The 16,025-nt window shown below is 59.9% G+C and carries 17 protein-coding genes; 11 read left to right on the top strand and 6 right to left on the bottom strand.

The window, feature by feature from the left end; translation table 11 throughout:
- The first annotated feature begins 5 nt into the window (after positions 1 to 5).
- Both JT689_RS10925 and JT689_RS10920 read left to right on the top strand, forming a co-directional pair.
- Complete coding sequence (locus JT689_RS10925) at positions 6 to 410, top strand: hypothetical protein (protein WP_136361634.1); 405 nt, start codon at positions 6 to 8, stop codon at positions 408 to 410.
- A 55-nt stretch (positions 411 to 465) separates the two neighbouring features.
- Entirely contained in the window at positions 466 to 654 is a 189-nt protein-coding gene (locus JT689_RS10920) for a hypothetical protein (protein WP_227970891.1), read from the top strand.
- Between the two features lie 14 nt (positions 655 to 668).
- Here the strand turns inward: JT689_RS10920 and JT689_RS10915 are convergent, their stop codons facing one another.
- On the bottom strand, positions 669 to 1,220 hold the full coding sequence (locus JT689_RS10915) for a hypothetical protein (protein ID WP_136361633.1): 552 nt from the start codon (positions 1,218 to 1,220) through the stop codon (positions 669 to 671).
- Between the two features lie 142 nt (positions 1,221 to 1,362).
- Here JT689_RS10915 and JT689_RS10910 point away from each other — a divergent pair, with 142 nt between their 5' ends.
- Genes JT689_RS10910 through JT689_RS10900 form a run of 3 tightly spaced genes read left to right on the top strand, consistent with a single transcriptional unit; the run spans position 1,363 to position 6,117 of the window.
- Positions 1,363 to 1,527 carry a hypothetical protein gene (locus tag JT689_RS10910; protein WP_012289488.1) on the top strand — a complete coding sequence of 55 codons (165 nt, stop codon included), beginning with the start codon at positions 1,363 to 1,365 and terminating at the stop codon, positions 1,525 to 1,527.
- A 58-nt stretch (positions 1,528 to 1,585) separates the two neighbouring features.
- Positions 1,586 to 2,005 carry a PPC domain-containing DNA-binding protein gene (locus tag JT689_RS10905; RefSeq protein WP_205251211.1) on the top strand — a complete coding sequence of 140 codons (420 nt, stop codon included), beginning with the start codon at positions 1,586 to 1,588 and terminating at the stop codon, positions 2,003 to 2,005.
- Positions 2,005 to 6,117 (top strand): DNA-directed DNA polymerase II large subunit, encoded by a 4,113-nt coding sequence (locus tag JT689_RS10900; protein ID WP_205251210.1) that lies wholly within the window; start codon positions 2,005 to 2,007, stop codon positions 6,115 to 6,117. The genes JT689_RS10905 and JT689_RS10900 overlap by 1 nt, the downstream gene beginning before the upstream one ends.
- Before the next feature lie 27 nt (positions 6,118 to 6,144).
- On the opposite strand, the gene JT689_RS10895 is transcribed toward JT689_RS10900, so the two are convergent.
- The 3 genes from JT689_RS10895 to JT689_RS10885 all read right to left on the bottom strand — a co-directional run bounded on the left by JT689_RS10895 (position 6,145) and on the right by JT689_RS10885 (position 8,940).
- Positions 6,145 to 6,495: a NifU family protein gene (locus JT689_RS10895; RefSeq protein ID WP_010903744.1), complete on the bottom strand. Its 351-nt coding sequence runs from the start codon at positions 6,493 to 6,495 to the stop codon at positions 6,145 to 6,147.
- Between the two features lie 25 nt (positions 6,496 to 6,520).
- On the bottom strand, positions 6,521 to 6,862 hold the full coding sequence (locus JT689_RS10890; protein ID WP_136361631.1) for a DUF5783 family protein: 342 nt from the start codon (positions 6,860 to 6,862) through the stop codon (positions 6,521 to 6,523).
- 347 nt (positions 6,863 to 7,209) lie between these two features.
- Positions 7,210 to 8,940 carry a transposase gene (locus tag JT689_RS10885; protein WP_205251209.1) on the bottom strand — a complete coding sequence of 577 codons (1,731 nt, stop codon included), beginning with the start codon at positions 8,938 to 8,940 and terminating at the stop codon, positions 7,210 to 7,212.
- 297 nt (positions 8,941 to 9,237) lie between these two features.
- On the opposite strand from JT689_RS10885, the gene JT689_RS10880 reads away from it, so the two are divergent.
- The 3 genes from JT689_RS10880 (at position 9,238) to JT689_RS10870 (ending at position 11,813) form a co-directional block, all read left to right on the top strand.
- The gene (locus JT689_RS10880; RefSeq protein WP_229373378.1) at positions 9,238 to 9,774 is read left to right on the top strand and encodes a hypothetical protein; all 537 of its coding nucleotides are present in this window, start codon (positions 9,238 to 9,240) and stop codon (positions 9,772 to 9,774) included.
- 694 nt (positions 9,775 to 10,468) lie between these two features.
- Positions 10,469 to 10,852, top strand: coding sequence for a metalloregulator ArsR/SmtB family transcription factor (locus JT689_RS10875; protein WP_205251207.1), 384 nt, complete (start codon positions 10,469 to 10,471; stop codon positions 10,850 to 10,852).
- A gap of 1 nt (position 10,853) precedes the next feature.
- Entirely contained in the window at positions 10,854 to 11,813 is a 960-nt protein-coding gene (locus JT689_RS10870) for a permease (RefSeq protein ID WP_205251916.1), read from the top strand.
- 134 nt (positions 11,814 to 11,947) lie between these two features.
- Here the strand turns inward: JT689_RS10870 and JT689_RS10865 are convergent, their stop codons facing one another.
- Entirely contained in the window at positions 11,948 to 12,370 is a 423-nt protein-coding gene (locus JT689_RS10865; protein ID WP_205251206.1) for a RidA family protein, read from the bottom strand.
- 143 nt (positions 12,371 to 12,513) lie between these two features.
- Here JT689_RS10865 and JT689_RS10860 point away from each other — a divergent pair, with 143 nt between their 5' ends.
- Genes JT689_RS10860 through JT689_RS10850 form a run of 3 tightly spaced genes read left to right on the top strand, consistent with a single transcriptional unit; the run spans position 12,514 to position 14,533 of the window.
- Complete coding sequence (locus JT689_RS10860; protein WP_205251205.1) at positions 12,514 to 12,912, top strand: metalloregulator ArsR/SmtB family transcription factor; 399 nt, start codon at positions 12,514 to 12,516, stop codon at positions 12,910 to 12,912.
- A complete protein-coding gene (gene arsB, locus JT689_RS10855) occupies positions 12,905 to 14,071 on the top strand; it encodes an ACR3 family arsenite efflux transporter (protein WP_275951184.1) in 1,167 nt (388 codons plus the stop codon). Before JT689_RS10860 ends, arsB begins: the two co-directional genes overlap by 8 nt.
- Before the next feature lie 15 nt (positions 14,072 to 14,086).
- Positions 14,087 to 14,533 carry a low molecular weight phosphatase family protein gene (locus tag JT689_RS10850; protein WP_229373376.1) on the top strand — a complete coding sequence of 149 codons (447 nt, stop codon included), beginning with the start codon at positions 14,087 to 14,089 and terminating at the stop codon, positions 14,531 to 14,533.
- Between the two features lie 133 nt (positions 14,534 to 14,666).
- Here JT689_RS10850 and panB read toward each other — a convergent pair whose 3' ends face one another.
- Positions 14,667 to 15,497, bottom strand: coding sequence for a 3-methyl-2-oxobutanoate hydroxymethyltransferase (panB, locus tag JT689_RS10845; protein WP_205251203.1), 831 nt, complete (start codon positions 15,495 to 15,497; stop codon positions 14,667 to 14,669).
- Positions 15,498 to 16,025: the final 528 nt, after the last annotated feature.

The raw sequence follows: 16,025 nt of genomic DNA, 5'->3' as shown, positions 1-16,025 counted from the left end.
CTGTCATGCACGAGCGCGCGCTTCGACTGATCGACCTGGTTTATTCGGCAGGGCTCGTGTCGGGTGCGCTCGTCGCCACCACGCTCGCCGCCACCACTCTGCTGGGGGCGTCGCTCGTGACGGCGAAGTTCGCGCTCTTCGTGGTCGGCGTCCTGCTTTCGGGTCTCGGTTTCATGGCTGTGCGGCCCGCGCCCGCAGCCCCCCACAAGGACGAGCTCGTGTCGGTGAGTTCGCAGTCCCAGACCAGCGTCGAGCGCTGGATCCAGACCATTCCCCCGCTGGACAGCCAGCCGCTGCGACATCCCGACCGCATCAGCCGCAACTGGAAGCTGCTCGTGACCGGCCTGGTCGTGCTCGCGGTGTCGGCGTTCATGGAGTTCGTGTTGGGAATCTCCGTTGCGAGCCCGTGACGGCGCTCATCCCGGATTTCGCATGGTTTATGTGGTCGGTGTTGATTGTACACATATGACCACGAATACGGCGTCCGCACCGCGGTTCGTCATCAGCTGGGTTCTGCGGAAGTTCGTCGGCGTGTTCGTCGCGTACGTTTCCGTGGCGAGCCTGACGCGCGCGATCTCCGGCGGTAGCACCATCGGCATGGTGTTCTACGCGCTGCTGGTGGCGGTCGGCGTCTACCTGTTCGTCAACATGTAGGCACGGCAGTGGCCTCAGGGCTGGCGGTCGTACGCGTAGTACGCCGCCGGCTCCGGGAAGAACGCCGACACGTCGTCGTGTGTGAACGCACCGTACTCGGTGTGATCGATCGCTTTTACGCGCGTGTGCATCTCCTCACGGTCGGTCGCCGCCCGCACCAGATCGGTGGCGTCCCGCATCCGGAACGTCCCCGCGAGAAACACCACGACCTCGGCGTCCATGTCGAGCTGCTCGACGACGACGTAGACGTGGCCCTCCTGTGTCCGCTGGTAGACGGCCGTCTCGGTGAACTCGGCGCTGTCGTAGTGGGATTCGAACGTCTCGCCGTCGGCCTTCGAGACGATGAACGTCAACCCGAACTCGTCGTCGGCCCCCTCCGCCGGTGGGACCGGCGCCGTACTCCCCGCGGTGATGGTGCAGGTCGTGAACCCGTTTTCCTCGCGGTCGGCGGCCATCGCCTCGATGTCCTGCAGCGTTCGCTCCCAGTTGGTCTTCACCGACTCGCTCGTCTCGGAGAGATGGGCTCCGTTCGCGGCTGGCCCGTCACCGCGGGATTGCTGGTCCATACTGGGTGCCAGACCGCCCACAGTGAAAGCTTTTCCCACGGCACTCGACGACAGTCCGCGTTCGCCGGCGACGTGGCACCGAATCAACCCGCCGACAGCTTCGACGCTGTTAAGTACTTCCTGTGGTGTTGTAACATACGTCATGTCGACTGACGCCACGCCCGCGGCGCACGCAGGGACCGACGTGATGGCTTCGCTGGACGACGACGGCCCACGCGCCCGACTCGTCATCGCCGACATCTCCACGGACGACGCGTGGATGTCGGTAACCGAGGCCCACGCCACCCCGCTTCCGGCGTGGCGGTAACGGCGTTCCCGACACCGCAACGCCAGGACTTTTGCGCACCCGCATCCTTGAGACGAGCATGAACGCTCGCGAAGTCACGGGTGGCCGTGAGTTCGTCGTCCGCCTCGACCCCGGTTCGGAGTGGCGCACCGAACTCGAAACGCTGGCCGCCACGGAGGACATCACCGCCGCCTGGTTCACCGGTCTCGGCGCCGTCCAGGACGCGGAACTCTGGTATTACGACCAGGACGACTTCGAATACACCGCCGCCGAGTTCGACGAACCCCTCGAGGTCGCCGCCTGCGTCGGCAACATCGCCACCCTCGACGGCGAGCCGTTCGCGCACACGCACGTGACACTGTCGCGGCGCTCCGGGCAAGCCCTCGCGGGCCACCTCGAACGCGCGACCGTGTTCGCCGGCGAACTGTACGTCCGCGAACTCGACGCCGACCTCGTTCGCGAGCACGACGCCGCCACCGACCTCGACCGCTGGCTGTAATGCGGCCCACCGACGAAACCTACTTCGAAACGCTGGAAACCGGCCTCGACGACGCCTTCGAGGTCGCGGAAGCCGCCCGGGAACGCGGCGAAGACCCGACGCCGAACGTCGAAATCCCGGTCGCAAAGGACATGGCCGACCGCGTCGAGAACATCCTCGGGATCGACGGCGTCGCCGAGCGCGTCCGCGATCTCGACGGCGAGATGAGCCGCGAGGAGGCCGCGCTGGAGCTCGTCGCGGACTTCGTCGACGGCCGCGTCGGCGACTACGACACCGACGCCGGCAAGATCGAGGGCGCGGTCCGCACCGCGGTTGCACTGCTCACTGAGGGCGTGGTCGCGGCCCCCATCGAGGGGATCGACCGCGTTGAAGTCAACGACAACGACGACGGCACCCAGTACGTCGCGGTCTACTACGCCGGCCCCATCCGGTCGGCCGGCGGCACCGCGCAGGCGCTCTCGGTGCTCGTCGCCGACTACGCGCGTGCGATGCTCGGCATCGACGCGTTCAAACCCCGCGACGACGAGATCGAGCGCTACGCCGAGGAGGTCGATCTCTACGACTCCGAGACCGGTCTCCAGTACTCCCCGAAGGACGCCGAAACCACGTTCATCACCGAACATTGTCCGGTGATGCTGGACGGCGAAGCAACCGGCAACGAGGAGGTCGATGGGTTCCGCGACCTCGAACGCATCGACACCAACTCCCCGCGGGGCGGCATGTGTCTCGTGCTCGCGGAGGGCATCGCGCTGAAAGCCCCCAAGATCCAGCGCTACACCCGGAACCTCGACGAAGTCGCGTGGCCGTGGCTCCAGGACCTCATCGACGGCACCATCGGCGCCGACGACGCCGACGAAGACACCCCGGACGCCGGCAGCGACAGCGACGCATCCGACGACGGGGACGCCCCCAGTGCGAGCACCGACGCCGAGGAGCCACCCCGCGCCGACCCCTCGGACAAGTTCCTCCGCGACCTCATCGCGGGCCGGCCGGTGTTCGGGCATCCCTCGAAAAACGGCGGGTTCAGGCTGCGATACGGGCGTGCACGAAACCACGGGAACGCGACCGCGGGCGTCCACCCGGCGACGATGCACTTGCTCGATGACTTCCTCGCGACGGGCACCCAGATCAAGACCGAACGCCCCGGGAAGGCCGCGGGCATCGTCCCAGTCGACTCCATCGAGGGGCCGACCGTGAAACTCGCCAACGGCGACGTCCGCCACATCAACGACCCCGCGGACGCCCTCGACGTCCGCAACGGCGTCGCGGAGATCCTCGATGTCGGCGAATACCTCGTGAACTACGGGGAGTTCGTGGAGAACAACCACGAGCTCGCGCCCGCCTCGTACGCCCCCGAGTGGTGGATTCAGGACCTCGACGCCGCGGGCGCGGACGTGCAAGCCCTCCGGGACTCGCCGTACGTCGATCTCACCGCCCCCACCGCCGATCAAGCCCTGGCGTGGGCGACCGACTACGACGCCCCGCTGCACCCGGCGTACACGTACCTCTGGCACGACATCGACGTCGAGCAGTTCCGCGCGCTCGCCGACGCCGTCGCCGACGCCCACACCGACGCCAGCGACGACGACGACCGCGGTGTGCTCGTGCTCGATCACACCACCACCGTGCGCGAGACGCTCGAAGCGCTCTTGGTCACCCACCACCAGGGCGACGACACCATCCGGGTCGACGACTGGCTGCCGCTGGCGCGCTCGCTCGGCGTCACCGAATCGCTCGACCGGGAGTGGGAGACGCTCTCGGCGGCCGCCGCCGAGTGGCCCAACGCCGTCCGCGCGGTCAACGCGGTCGCGCCGTTCAGCGTCCAGGAGCGCGCCCCCACACGCATCGGGAACCGCATGGGCCGCCCCGAGAAATCCGAATCCCGCGATCTCTCGCCGGCCGTCCACACCCTGTTCCCCATCGGCGACGCCGGCGGCAGCCAGCGCGACGTCGCCGACGCCGCGCGGTACGCGCCGGACATGTCCGACACGCCCGGCGAAATCCCCGTTCGGGTCGGCGACCGCGTCTGTCCGTCCTGCGACGAGCACACCTACGAATCGCGGTGCCCCGACTGCGGGGACTGGACCGACCCCCACTACGAGTGCCGGGACTGCGGTGCCGTCGCCACCCCCGACGAGTCCGGGCGCGTCGAATGCCCGAACTGCGGGCGGGACCTCGACAACGTCACCACACGGGTCATCGACATCAACGACGAATACCACGGCGCGCTCCGCGCCGTCGGCGAGCGCGAGAACGCCTTCGACCAACTCAAAGGCGTCAAGGGACTGTTATCAGCGGAGAAAACCCCCGAACCCATGGCGAAAGGCGTCCTGCGCGCGAAACACGACGTCACCGCGTTCAAGGACGGCACTGTCCGCTACGACATGACCGACCTCCCGGTGACCGCCGTCACGCCCGCGGAGCTCGACGTCACTGCCGGGCAGTTCCGCGAACTCGGCTACGACCAGGACATCCACGGCGACCCCCTCGAACACGACGACCAACTGGTCGAACTCCGCGTGCAGGACGTGGTGCTCTCCGACGGCGCGGCCGACCACATGCTCAAGACCGCGGACTTCGTCGACGACCTCCTCACCCAGTATTACGGCCTCGACGCGTTCTACGACCTCGACGACCGCGACGATCTCGTCGGCGAACTCGTCTTCGGCATGGCACCCCACACGTCGGCCGCCGTCGTCGGCCGCGTTGCCGGCTTCACCTCCGCGTCCGTCGGCTACGCCCACCCCTACTTCCACGCCGCGAAACGCCGGAACTGCTTCCACCCGGAGACGAGCGTCTGGTTCCAAGACGAGTCCGGGGAGTGGCACCACGACCCGATCGAGACGCTCGTCGAGGCGCGACTCGATCCCGACACGGCCGACGAGGACGACTTCGGAGCCCTCGTGCAGGCCCTCGACGGCGACGTGTTCGTGCCCTCGGTGACCGAGGACGGCGAGGAGACCCTCCAGCGAGTCGAGGCCGTCTCCAAACACCCCGCCCCGGACCACCTCCTCACGGTCGAGACGAAACGCGGCCGGGAACTGACCGTGACCCCCGACCACTCGATGCGTCGGTGGACCGGGGACGGCATCGAACGCGTCGACGCCCGGGAACTGACGGCGGGCGACGCTCTTCCCGCACCGACACAGGTTCCGGGCGACGACGAGACGGCGACGTCCGATCCGCGTTCCGAGTCCTTGGACGGCACACACCCGCAGCGACGCTTCGGTGACGGCGGCAGTGTCCGGACCGACGAGGTCGTGTCCGTCGAACCGGTCCGATCCAGCGTCGACCACACGTACTCCCTGACCGTCGCGGAGACCAACACGCTCGTCGCAAACGGCCTGTTCACCGGGCAGTGCGACGGCGACGAGGACTGCGTGATGCTGCTGATGGACGGCCTGATCAACTTCTCGAAGTCGTACCTGCCGGACAAGCGCGGCGGCCGAATGGACGCGCCGCTGGTGATGTCCTCCCGCATCGACCCCGCGGAGATCGACGACGAAGCCCACAACATCGACATCGACCGCGAGTACCCCCGGGAGTTCTACGAGGCGACCCGGGAGCTGGCCGACCCCGAGGACGTGGCGGACCTCATCACCCTCGCGGAGTCGACGGTCGGCACCGACGAAGAGTACACCGGCTTCGGGCACACCCACGCCACCTCCAACATCCACCTGGGGCCGTCGCTGTCGGCGTACAAGACCCTGGGGTCGATGATGGACAAGATGGACGCCCAACTGGAGTTGGCCCGCAAACTCCGGTCGGTCGCCGAAACCGACGTCGCCGAACGCGTCATCGAGTACCACTTCCTCCCGGACCTCATCGGGAACCTGCGCGCGTTCAGCCGCCAGGAAACCCGGTGTCTGGACTGCGGGGAGAAATACCGCCGCATGCCGCTCAGCGGCGACTGCCGGGAGTGCGGTGGGCGCGTGAACCTCACGGTCCACGAGGGCTCCGTCAACAAGTACATGGACACCGCCATGCGGGTCGCCACCGAGTACGACTGCCGGGAGTACACGAAACAGCGCCTCGAAATCATGGACCGACGCCTGGAATCCGTCTTCGAGGACGACACCAACAAGCAAAGCGGCATCTCCGATTTCATGTGACCACGGCGCTCGCCGCGCGCGGCGCGCTCAGAACGGGGCCTGTGGGCCTTCGTCCTCGGCGCTCTCCTCGGTGTCGCCGTCCTCGCCCGGGAACGACGGCGTCATCCCGCTGCTGTCGCCCATGCCCGTGCCCGCGTTGACGACATCGATCTCGGGGATCTCCTTGGTCATGCGGGACTTGATCGCTTGGATGGTCATCGGCGAAATCCCGCAGCCCGAACACGCACCGCCGAGCTGGAGGTCCACGACGCCGTCCTCCCGGTTGATGTTCTGGACCGCAGCGGTGCCGCCGTGCATCTGAATCTGTGGGAAGTTCCGACGGAGGAAGTTGTCGACGCGCTCCTCTAGATCCGACCCGTCCTGGCTCTCTGCGCTCATGTGTCCGGGTTGGCACTCACCCCGCTTAGGCCTTTTCGTCGGCTTGGCCACCGATCCCGAACTGGTCGCGGAGGTGCACGCAGATGCGGTCGGTGTGTTCGTCGATCACGTCGCGCGCGTGGTCGGCATCGACCTGGACGCCCGCCAGCCGGTCCAGCGGGTCCGCTGGCAGTTCGACGCTGAACCCGCTGTCAGCCTCGTAGAACGGCTCGCTCTCCGAGAGCACCTGCTGGTCGATGGCGTGGACGAGCTTGCGGTCGTAGGTTCCGTTCATGTCGTCGAACGCCCGCTTGTAGGCGGTTTCGAGCTTCGGGAAGTAGTCGACGTACTTCTGTTCCTCGAACTCTTCGGCCGTGAGATCGCTCATACTCGCCGTTTGGACGCCCGCCTGCAAGTGCCCGTCGGAACCTCCCGCACACAGCGCGCCCGCCGGTGAGTGAGATCCAGCTTTCGGCGTGGATGGCGGCCGTCGCGTCCAGCCATCATCCGTTCGCACGACTGGTCGTGTTCTGCCCCTCACATTCTTCGCGTGCTTATAAACCTACAAATGAAACTAGGAAATTCACGAGCTGGTGACTCCAAATTCGGGGCGAAAATCGGACGACATTGAATTAGCAGCTATAGATCAGTCTCCTATATGATAGGTAGTCGAAAATCCGTGAAAATCGATAGAGCATCCGCTACCGAATTGGTGAACCCGGAGTGAGAAAAGCGTTACCCGAACTCACTCAGGAAGTCGCCCAACGCTCGCACGAATGTCTTCGCCGTGATCACTGGCGGTGACCGGATCGGCTCGTCGAGCGCGACCTTGATCAGGTAGTCTGTCAGCCGCCACAGATTATAGATCAGCGTCGACAGCGCGAAGTTACACAGCCGAAGCCGGTAGTCCGTCGACGACGTCTTCGGCATGAAGTCCTTGATTGACTTGTACTGGTTCTCGATATCCCAGCGCCGACTGTACCCGTTCACGATACTCCTGATTTCCTCGGGCTCAACGCGGTCTTCATTCGTTACGAACACCGCATACTTCCCCTCGGCATCGTCACTCGTGCTCGGCGCGTACAGGAACTCTGCCTCGTGATGCACCTCGCCGTCGATTCCGAACGGAACATCGTGCTTGACAGCTTCGTCCGCCGTTGGATGCTCCTGAATATCCTGGATCGCCGCCAAATCATCCTCGTACGTCGGCACAGGGGAGAGGTACGTGAGCCCACGTTCGTGAACATCTGCGTACACGCGATTGACGTAGAATCCACGGTCGAACATCACCATGTCCAGGTCGACGAACTGCTCGGCCCGGTCAAGCAACCGACTTACTAAGTCGGCTTTCGAGTACGATGGAGAGTCGTCGGGTTCCCACGCAGAGTCCTCTTTCACTGGCTCGATGCCGAGTACAATTGGTGCGTGGTCCCCGACTAAGGTGATCGTCGCGTACTTGTATCCACGCTTGTACTCGCCGTCTTTCTTGTACCCACTCACCATCTTCGGATAGTCCGGCTTCGCGATACCCGCTTCTTTGTCCTCCCACGGCCAGACGTGGAACTGCTTGTGCGTGATGTCGATCGCCGCAACGGTCTCACGAGAGTCGAAGGGATCGTCACCACGGATCGAGTTGATGATGTTTTCCGTCGCGGCGTTGAACGCCGTCATAATAGCGTCCCGAATCCGGTCGATTTCGGGCATCGAATCATCGTCATCGAAATCTTCGAACGTGAGCTGGCCATCGGAGTCTTCGGCTGTCGCGATTTTCTTGATCGCCCTCAGGAATGTCGAGTCGTCGCAGATGAGGTCATCGTCGGTGAGCCAGCCGTACTCGGCTTCTGAGTGGGCACTGCCGTTGTTCGCGCAGATACTCGCAAACATATCCAGCATTACCTCGTCGGAGTACGTCTTGTGGGCTGCTCGGTGCGTATCGAACTCAGGGATGACGTGTTTTCGAGCGAGCGTCAGCGTCTTCTGGGCCTTCTCCTTCTTGTACTCATTCGGGCTTTGTGACTCTTCCTCGGTTTTGGCTGGGACTGATGGGACGAGCCCTTCTGTGAGGACGTCGTTGTCGAGAGCAACTTGCCGGACGCCAGCAACCGTGCGATTGAGGACTTCCTGGGTATCCTCGCTGAACTGCGCGTGCGTGTACGAGAGCTGTTGTTGGGTCGGTGTATTCGAGAGATCAGTAATATCGAGATGGAAGCTCTTGACTAAGCTCGGCTCCCGACCAAGTCGTTGCGCTAATTCGTTCTGGGAGATGCCACGAATTCCTTTGAACAAGAGCGTGCGGAACATTTCGTCAGTTCCAAAGGTTACGCGGTTCTGATCGCGGGTATCTTCCAATTCAGCGACGGGAATTGAGAGTTTCCGGATGACGTCCCAGAGGTGGTCTTCACGCTCACAGAGCGTCTCCGCGTGGACAATGATTGACTCAGCGACAGCCGACGGATCAGTTGGCATTGAGCCATCTCCGGGGCGAGTTGTTCTGTTTCAGGGCTGCGGTCGACCAGATACTGGAGTGATACTGTGTAGACGTGTCTGTTGAGAAAGGGTGAATATCAGTATAGGATAGAGTGAAAAATTGATTGTGCATTAATGTCGATTATCTGCTCTTGGCTTGTGGTGGGAGACATATGAAGGGGTATACGTGCTATACTTGGAGAATTGATTGTGGCTACAATTCGATGTGAGTCAAGAATCAGTATGAATCAAATTTCGGTTGGGTTTATAGTAGTGGGTGGAGAACAGGGAGGTACGATGGGCTTGGACGAACTTGAGGCGTTTCTTCGGAAGAAGGGAGCGGCGGAACTCATCACGGAGATCGGGACGGGAACAGCGACGTTCAACGCACTCGTCGACGCGGTTGCAGTAAGTGGATCGACAGTGTCCTCACGGCTCTCGGAAGGTGTTGAGCGCGACGTGTTCACGGTGAGTCACAGGCCAACCGAGCATGGGACAGAGAAGCGGTATGAGCTCACGATCCTCGGGCGTCGCGTGTATGATTGGGCAGTACAGACGGAATTCGAGCGGAAGGTCCGAGAGCTCCGGCGGATCCGGCAGGAACGTGAGACGGCGTTCGAGCAGCTGGTCGGGAAAATCAATCGGGATATGGAGATTCGCAAAATGGTGGTCGACGTAGACCCATTGGTGGATGAGGACGTAGAGCTGCCTGAGGGTACGTCTGTCGTGCAGAAAGAGCCGTCAGAGGAAGCGCTCCGTGAAGCTCATTTCGAACGGATGGAAGAATCCCTCGAGCCCATCACAGACGACCAATCCGAAGAGAATAGTGAGTGAAGACAAACTCCTGAACGCTAACTACACCTGCGTGTGTAACGCGGAAGACGTATATCTAGATATATTGTTTGCATGGGCCGACGTTCAGTTCTCCGTGATACGGCACTCATGGGATGCATTTTCATCGCGGTTTTCGCTATTATTGGAGTTCTTATCGCTTTGATTCTCAGTGAACCTCCTGTAACGTTCTTAATCGACCTGTTCACAGACCCACATTGGCTGTTCACGGTAGCGATCTGTCTGTATTTTGTTGTCACCGCGTATCGACGAGCAAAAGCGAATTACGCTTAAGGTATGGCATCTGCGCTGATAGACCCACGTTCTGTACTGAGCAATTCGCAAGTCACCCGTATTGACTGTACTCCGGTCAGAATGCATCACTTTCTGCGGATTCAACAGAGCAGACAATTTGAACAGTGGCGTGGTCCAACTCTTTCAGCTGTCCTAATAGACCTCCGAGATTGATCAGAATATGATTCGAGGAGAGTCCCAATCTTTAAGACGAATCGTGAATATACAATATAACGTAATGGCTCAAAGTGCCCTCGGCCGAATCTGGAATCGACTCGTTGACCGCTACGACCAAGATGAAGAAGAGGACTGCTGTGGCTCGACTATTGAAGAAGTTCCAGCTGATTCGTCAGAGTCCGATTCAAACAGCTGCTGCGAATAATTCAAAACGTATAATCAAAATATGTCTGGAACAGAATCCCCGCCCGACGATGCTGTGAATGCACTCGAACGACTCTATGATAACCCAGAAGATCGGATCGCTACCTTACAGAATGTACGGCTACCGAAACAAGATGTTGCCGGACAAGCGGCTGTCTTCAAGGCGCTTGGCAATGAGGATCGGCTCCGCATCCTTGAGGCTCTCCGGGACTCGGAGTGCTGTGGCTGTGAATTACAAGTCGTCCTCGACGCTCCGCAATCGACGGTCGCTACCCACCTCCGGAAATTAAAAGAGGTAGGACTGGTCAAGTCCCGTAAGAAAGGCAAGTGGAGCTACTACCGTATCGCCGATACAGCGGTCTTCGAACTACTCGACCTCGCCCACGCTATCCAGGAGGATGCTTGAGATGCTTCCACCAGGACTCGGCGAGGCACTACTCGACTCCTGGGACTATTTCCTCCACCTCGCCGTCATTCTCGTTCCGTTATTCATTGGAGCCTCCTTCCTCGTAGGCCTTGCACAAGAGTACCTCCCTCCGGAGAAAGTCGAGCGCAAACTCCGTGGCCACGATGAAGGAACCGGTAATGTTGCTGCCGCTGGCCTGGGCGCGGTGACACCGTTCTGCTCGTGTTCGACTGTCCCTGTCCTCGCTGGACTACTTCAAGCAGGTGCACCACTCGGACTCGCGTTCTCGTTCTTGCTTGCGTCGCCACTCGTCAACGAGATCGCGGTGATTCTACTTATCGGTCTGTTTGGAATCGAGATCACGATCTACTACGTCGTTATGACATTCGTTGCTGCTGTCATCGGTGGAATTGTTATCGGTCGGCTTGGGCTGGGTGAGCACATCAAAGACGTCCGGATCGTCGAGGAAACGGAGCAGACCATTGCAACGGACGGCGGAACCGCTGATTGTTGTGCAGGTAGTTCCGACACGGCAAATCAGACGCACAGCCAGCACGTTGAGACTGCCGCACGTGAGGCATGGTCGTTCTTCGTTGATACGCTTCCGTACCTCATTCTCGGAATGACACTCGGGGCGCTAATTCACGGTGTCGTTCCAGTTGATGTTCTCCACACCGTCCTCGGGTCGGAGAATCCGCTAGCCGTCCCGCTAGCTGCGTTGGCCGGTGCGCCGGTCTACATCAGCCTCAGCGGAATGCTACCTATTGCGGCGTCGCTCAGCGAGCAGGGCATTGCTATCGGGACGGTCCTCGCGTTCGTCATCGGTGGCGCGGGAGTGAGCATTCCGAACCTGATCCTCCTGAACAAGCTCTTCAAGCGCCGGCTGTTGCTCGTCTACGCCGGGACGGTCGTCACGATCGGAGTCGTGGTTGGTGTTGTGTTCAACGTCTTCATCGTCTGAGTCCCTGCATTAGAATGCAGTACTTACGTCTTCATCGCCCTCGAACAACACCGTGACGTCGTCATTCTCTACCCTGACGACACTCTTCATCGGTAGAAACAGCCCCGTATGGTATTCGTAGCCGTCAGTTGTCGTTATTCGACGGCGACGACGGCGTCGACGGTGACTGCGGCACCGCCGAGCAGTTCACAGACGCCGACCGTTGTCCGCGCGGGATACGTCTCCTCGAAGTACTGTTCATACGTCTCGTTCACCTGCTCGTACGCGTCCATGTCCGCGAGGTAGAGTGTGACCTGAAGCACGCTCTCAACGGTCCGCCCGCGCTGAGCGAGGACGGATTCGAGGTTCTCTAGGCAAAGTTCCAGCTGCTTCGACGCAGAGTCATCGCTTTCTACTGTTCCATCCCGTTCCGGGAGCTGCCCCTCGACGAATAGGAGATCCGAATCACCGGTTCGCTGGCCGAATGCGCCCGTAAACTCAGTTCCGTCGCGTTGTTTGCGGGTGGCGTCACTTGCACGCGAGACGACACGGGTTCGGGTGGTTGATTCGCTCGCCATGTATTAGTTGTGTTGTTGTTCAACTAACTTAGTTCGACCGGTCTTCAATCAAACGCCCATATATGATCATATAGGGCTTGTTGTCCGGGTACGTTCGTTCGTAAACGAAAGTACTAATTGAGTTGTTTCTCAACTAGCTGCTAATGGCACAAGCCACAGATCGATTACGACGCTATCTCGACGACGAACTCGGGGAGTGTCGCAGCGAGGACGTCGAGCGGCGGCTCGACGAACTCGGCACGCTCGAAGCAGCACTTGGGGAAGCGCAGGTGAATACTGAACTCAATGTGCTCTCGGCACTATCCAATGAGACACGATATACGCTCGTCCGTGTGCTCGTTGCAGCCCAAGAGGAACTCTGCGTCTGTGAGTTGCACGCGGTCGTCGACGTGACCGAGAGCGGTCTCAGTCACGCGCTCTCGGCGCTCGTCGACGCGGGCCTTGTCGACGGGCGGAAGGACGGCCGCTGGAAGAAGTATCGGGCAACCAACCGTGCGGTCGCCCTCGTCACCGTCCTCGAAGGGAGCGTGAGCGATGAGTAACGTCGATACCCATGATCACGGGCCGAACTGCGACTGTGAGAGCTGTGGTGACCCGCGGTCGATGGACTTCCTCGACAAGTACCTCACCGTCTGGATCTTCGGCGCAATGGCCATTGGCGTGGGACTCGGATACGTTGCCCCGTCGGTGACTGAGCCGATTCAGAACCTCCACCTCGTAGAGATCGGACTCGTGCTGATGATGTACCCACCGCTGGCAAAGGCGGACTACTCGCAGCTTCCGACCGTTTTCAGCAATTGGCGGGTACTCGGGCTGAGTCTCATCCAGAATTGGCTGATCGGCCCGACGCTAATGTTCGGGCTCGCAGTCATCTTCTTCAGCGGGCTGGTTCCCGGCTTGCCGGCTCGCCCCGAATTCTTCCTTGGACTCATCTTCATCGGGATGGCCCGGTGTATCGCGATGGTGCTGGTCTGGAACGAACTCGCCGAGGGCTCGACCGAGTACGTAACTGGGTTGGTCGCGTTCAACAGCCTGTTCCAGATCATCACCTACGGGGTGTATGTCTGGTTCTTCGCGCTGGCCCTGCCCCCACTACTAGGCATGGAGACGCTCGTCGCTGGCATCACGACCTTCGACATCACGCCGATGCAGGTGTTCGAGGCCATCGTGGTCTTCCTCGGCATTCCCTTCGCCGCCGGATTCCTCACCCGCTATGTCGGGACCCGAATCAAGGGCGAGGAGTGGTACGACGAGGTGTTCATCCCAAAGATCGACCCCCTGACGCTTGTCGCGCTGCTGTTCACCATCATCGTGATGTTCGCCACGCAGGGCGAGAATATCGTCGCCGCGCCCGCGGACGTCCTGTTGATTGCGGTGCCGCTGACGATCTACTTCGTGGTGATGTTCCTCGTGAGCTTCGGCATGGGCCGGGGAATCGGTGCGGACTACTCGACGACGACCGCAATCGGGTTCACGGCAGCCTCAAACAACTTCGAACTGGCAATCGCGGTCGCCGTCGCAGTGTTCGGCGTCGGCTCCGGTGTTGCCTTCGCGACCGTCATTGGGCCGCTCATCGAGGTGCCTGTCTTACTCGCGCTAGTCAATGTTGCACTCTATTTCCAGCGAAAATTCGACTGGGCTGACTCCGAGACTGGTAGCTCTGGCCCATCCACTCCTGAACCGACCACGAACGACGACTAATCACCACACAAGCCAATGTCCACTAATACTGATTCGGCTGAACCGATTCGTATCGCCTTCATGTGTGTTCAGAACGCTGGCCGTTCCCAGATGTCCACGGCGTTCGCAGAGCGCGAACGCGACCGCCGTGATCTCGACGACCGCGTCGAGATTCTGACTGGCGGGACGCATCCGGCTGACCACGTCCACGAGGAAGTGATCGACGTGATGGATGAGGTTGGGTTCGATCTGTCTAATCGAACACCGCGCGAAATCACAATTGACGAACTCCAATCGTGTGATTACGTTGCAACGATGGGTTGTTCCACATTGGACGTCGGCGAGGTTGGTGGTACTGTCGAGGTGCGCGATTGGGCGCTCGACGATCCTGATGGGGAAGACCTAGAGCGAGTGCGCGAGATTCGTGACGAAATCGAACAGCGGGTTATCGCACTGTTCGACGAGTTTAGTACCGCTCCCTAAGCAGTCTTCCTCTGATTTCACATCGATATATTAGCAGTAGTCGCTAGCGCGATTTCTTTATTCAGGGAGGTGCCTGAAACTGGAACGGCTGAATCGGTAAGTAGGGCTGCGAAGCTAACGATGGTAGCGCCTTCTAATCTTTATCAATAGCATCGAAGACATTCTCTGAGGCCGGAAAATTCCCACCTCGAACGTCGTCTACATAAGATTCGACTGCATCTTGGATAACTGAATTCAGGTTCGCATACTGTTTCGAGAGTTGGTATGACTCTTCACTAAGCCCCAATACGTCGGTGATGACGAGTACTTGTCCGTCCACATATCGCCCTGCCCCAATTCCAATAGTCGGGACATCTACTGCTTCGGTGACCCTCTTTCCAGTTTCTTCTGTAACGGCCTCAAGAATGATTGAGAAGGCTCCTGTATCTTCCAACTGTTCTGCTGTCTCCACCAGCGCGCCAACCGTGGTTGAACTTTCATCACCCCGTCCCTGTACGTACCCTCCTCCGATCTGGTTCATCCGTTGGGGGGTTAATCCGATATGACCTACGACGGGCATTCCAAGTTCAGTAAGCCGAGAAACGATTTTGATGGTCGTTTCTCCATAGGGGGCCGTCTCCAATTTCACGGCGTCTGCCCCTGCTTCCTTCATAAATTTGCCTGCATTCTTGATCGATTCTTCGAGCGATGTTCCATATGATAGAAAAGGCATATCGCCAATTACCATTGCATCCTCTACCGTCCGGTCAACAGCCGCAGTATTCGACAACGCTTCTTCAAGCGTAACCGGTATCGTGTCATCATATCCTAAGTGATTGTCACCAGCACTATCCCCTACGAGGATCATATCAACACCACCTCTATCGACTTGCCGGGCTATCGGTGCATCATATGCAGTCAACATCGTGAGAGTTTCCCCGTTTTCGTACTTCTTATTGATATCCGGGATTGACAGGCGTCCCATACTGAGAGAGTCTCCCATACTACTGTATAACATTCGTTACAGCCTTCACCTGTATTGAGTGTCTGTTTCATCCTCAGCTCTGAATAAAAAAACCGTATTGACAACTACTGTTAGGGGTGAACGTCGGGTAGAGGAACTCTAATCAGAGCAGAACTAACGTTCTCACATTTTCGATATTCTGACTGGTTCTCTCATCTGGTATTAAATTCATTTGATTGGTCGATCTCCGGAGTGAAGAGCCAGAGAAGAGACTTATAGGCTGATTTTCTGAACCGCAAGACATGAAAAGTGTTGTCTGCATGGTGGTTTGTAGAAATCCAAACGCCGAATCTCTGAACTCCACATTCTTCGCGTCCTTTTAAGGCTACAAATGAAACTGGAAATTCTGGGAGCTGGTGAGTCCACAATCGGCGCGAACACAGGACAGGATCGACTTACCGACTGACTATTGTTTGAACTACTGACAGATACCGCAAAGATACGTGAAAATGAACAGCGCAGCCGCTATTGAATCGATGAACCCGGAGT

The sequence above is a fragment of the Halobacterium sp. GSL-19 genome (assembly GCF_016917855.1).
Taxonomy (GTDB): Archaea; Halobacteriota; Halobacteria; order Halobacteriales; family Halobacteriaceae; genus Halobacterium; species Halobacterium salinarum.
This window is presented reverse-complemented; position numbering and strand designations above follow the sequence as displayed.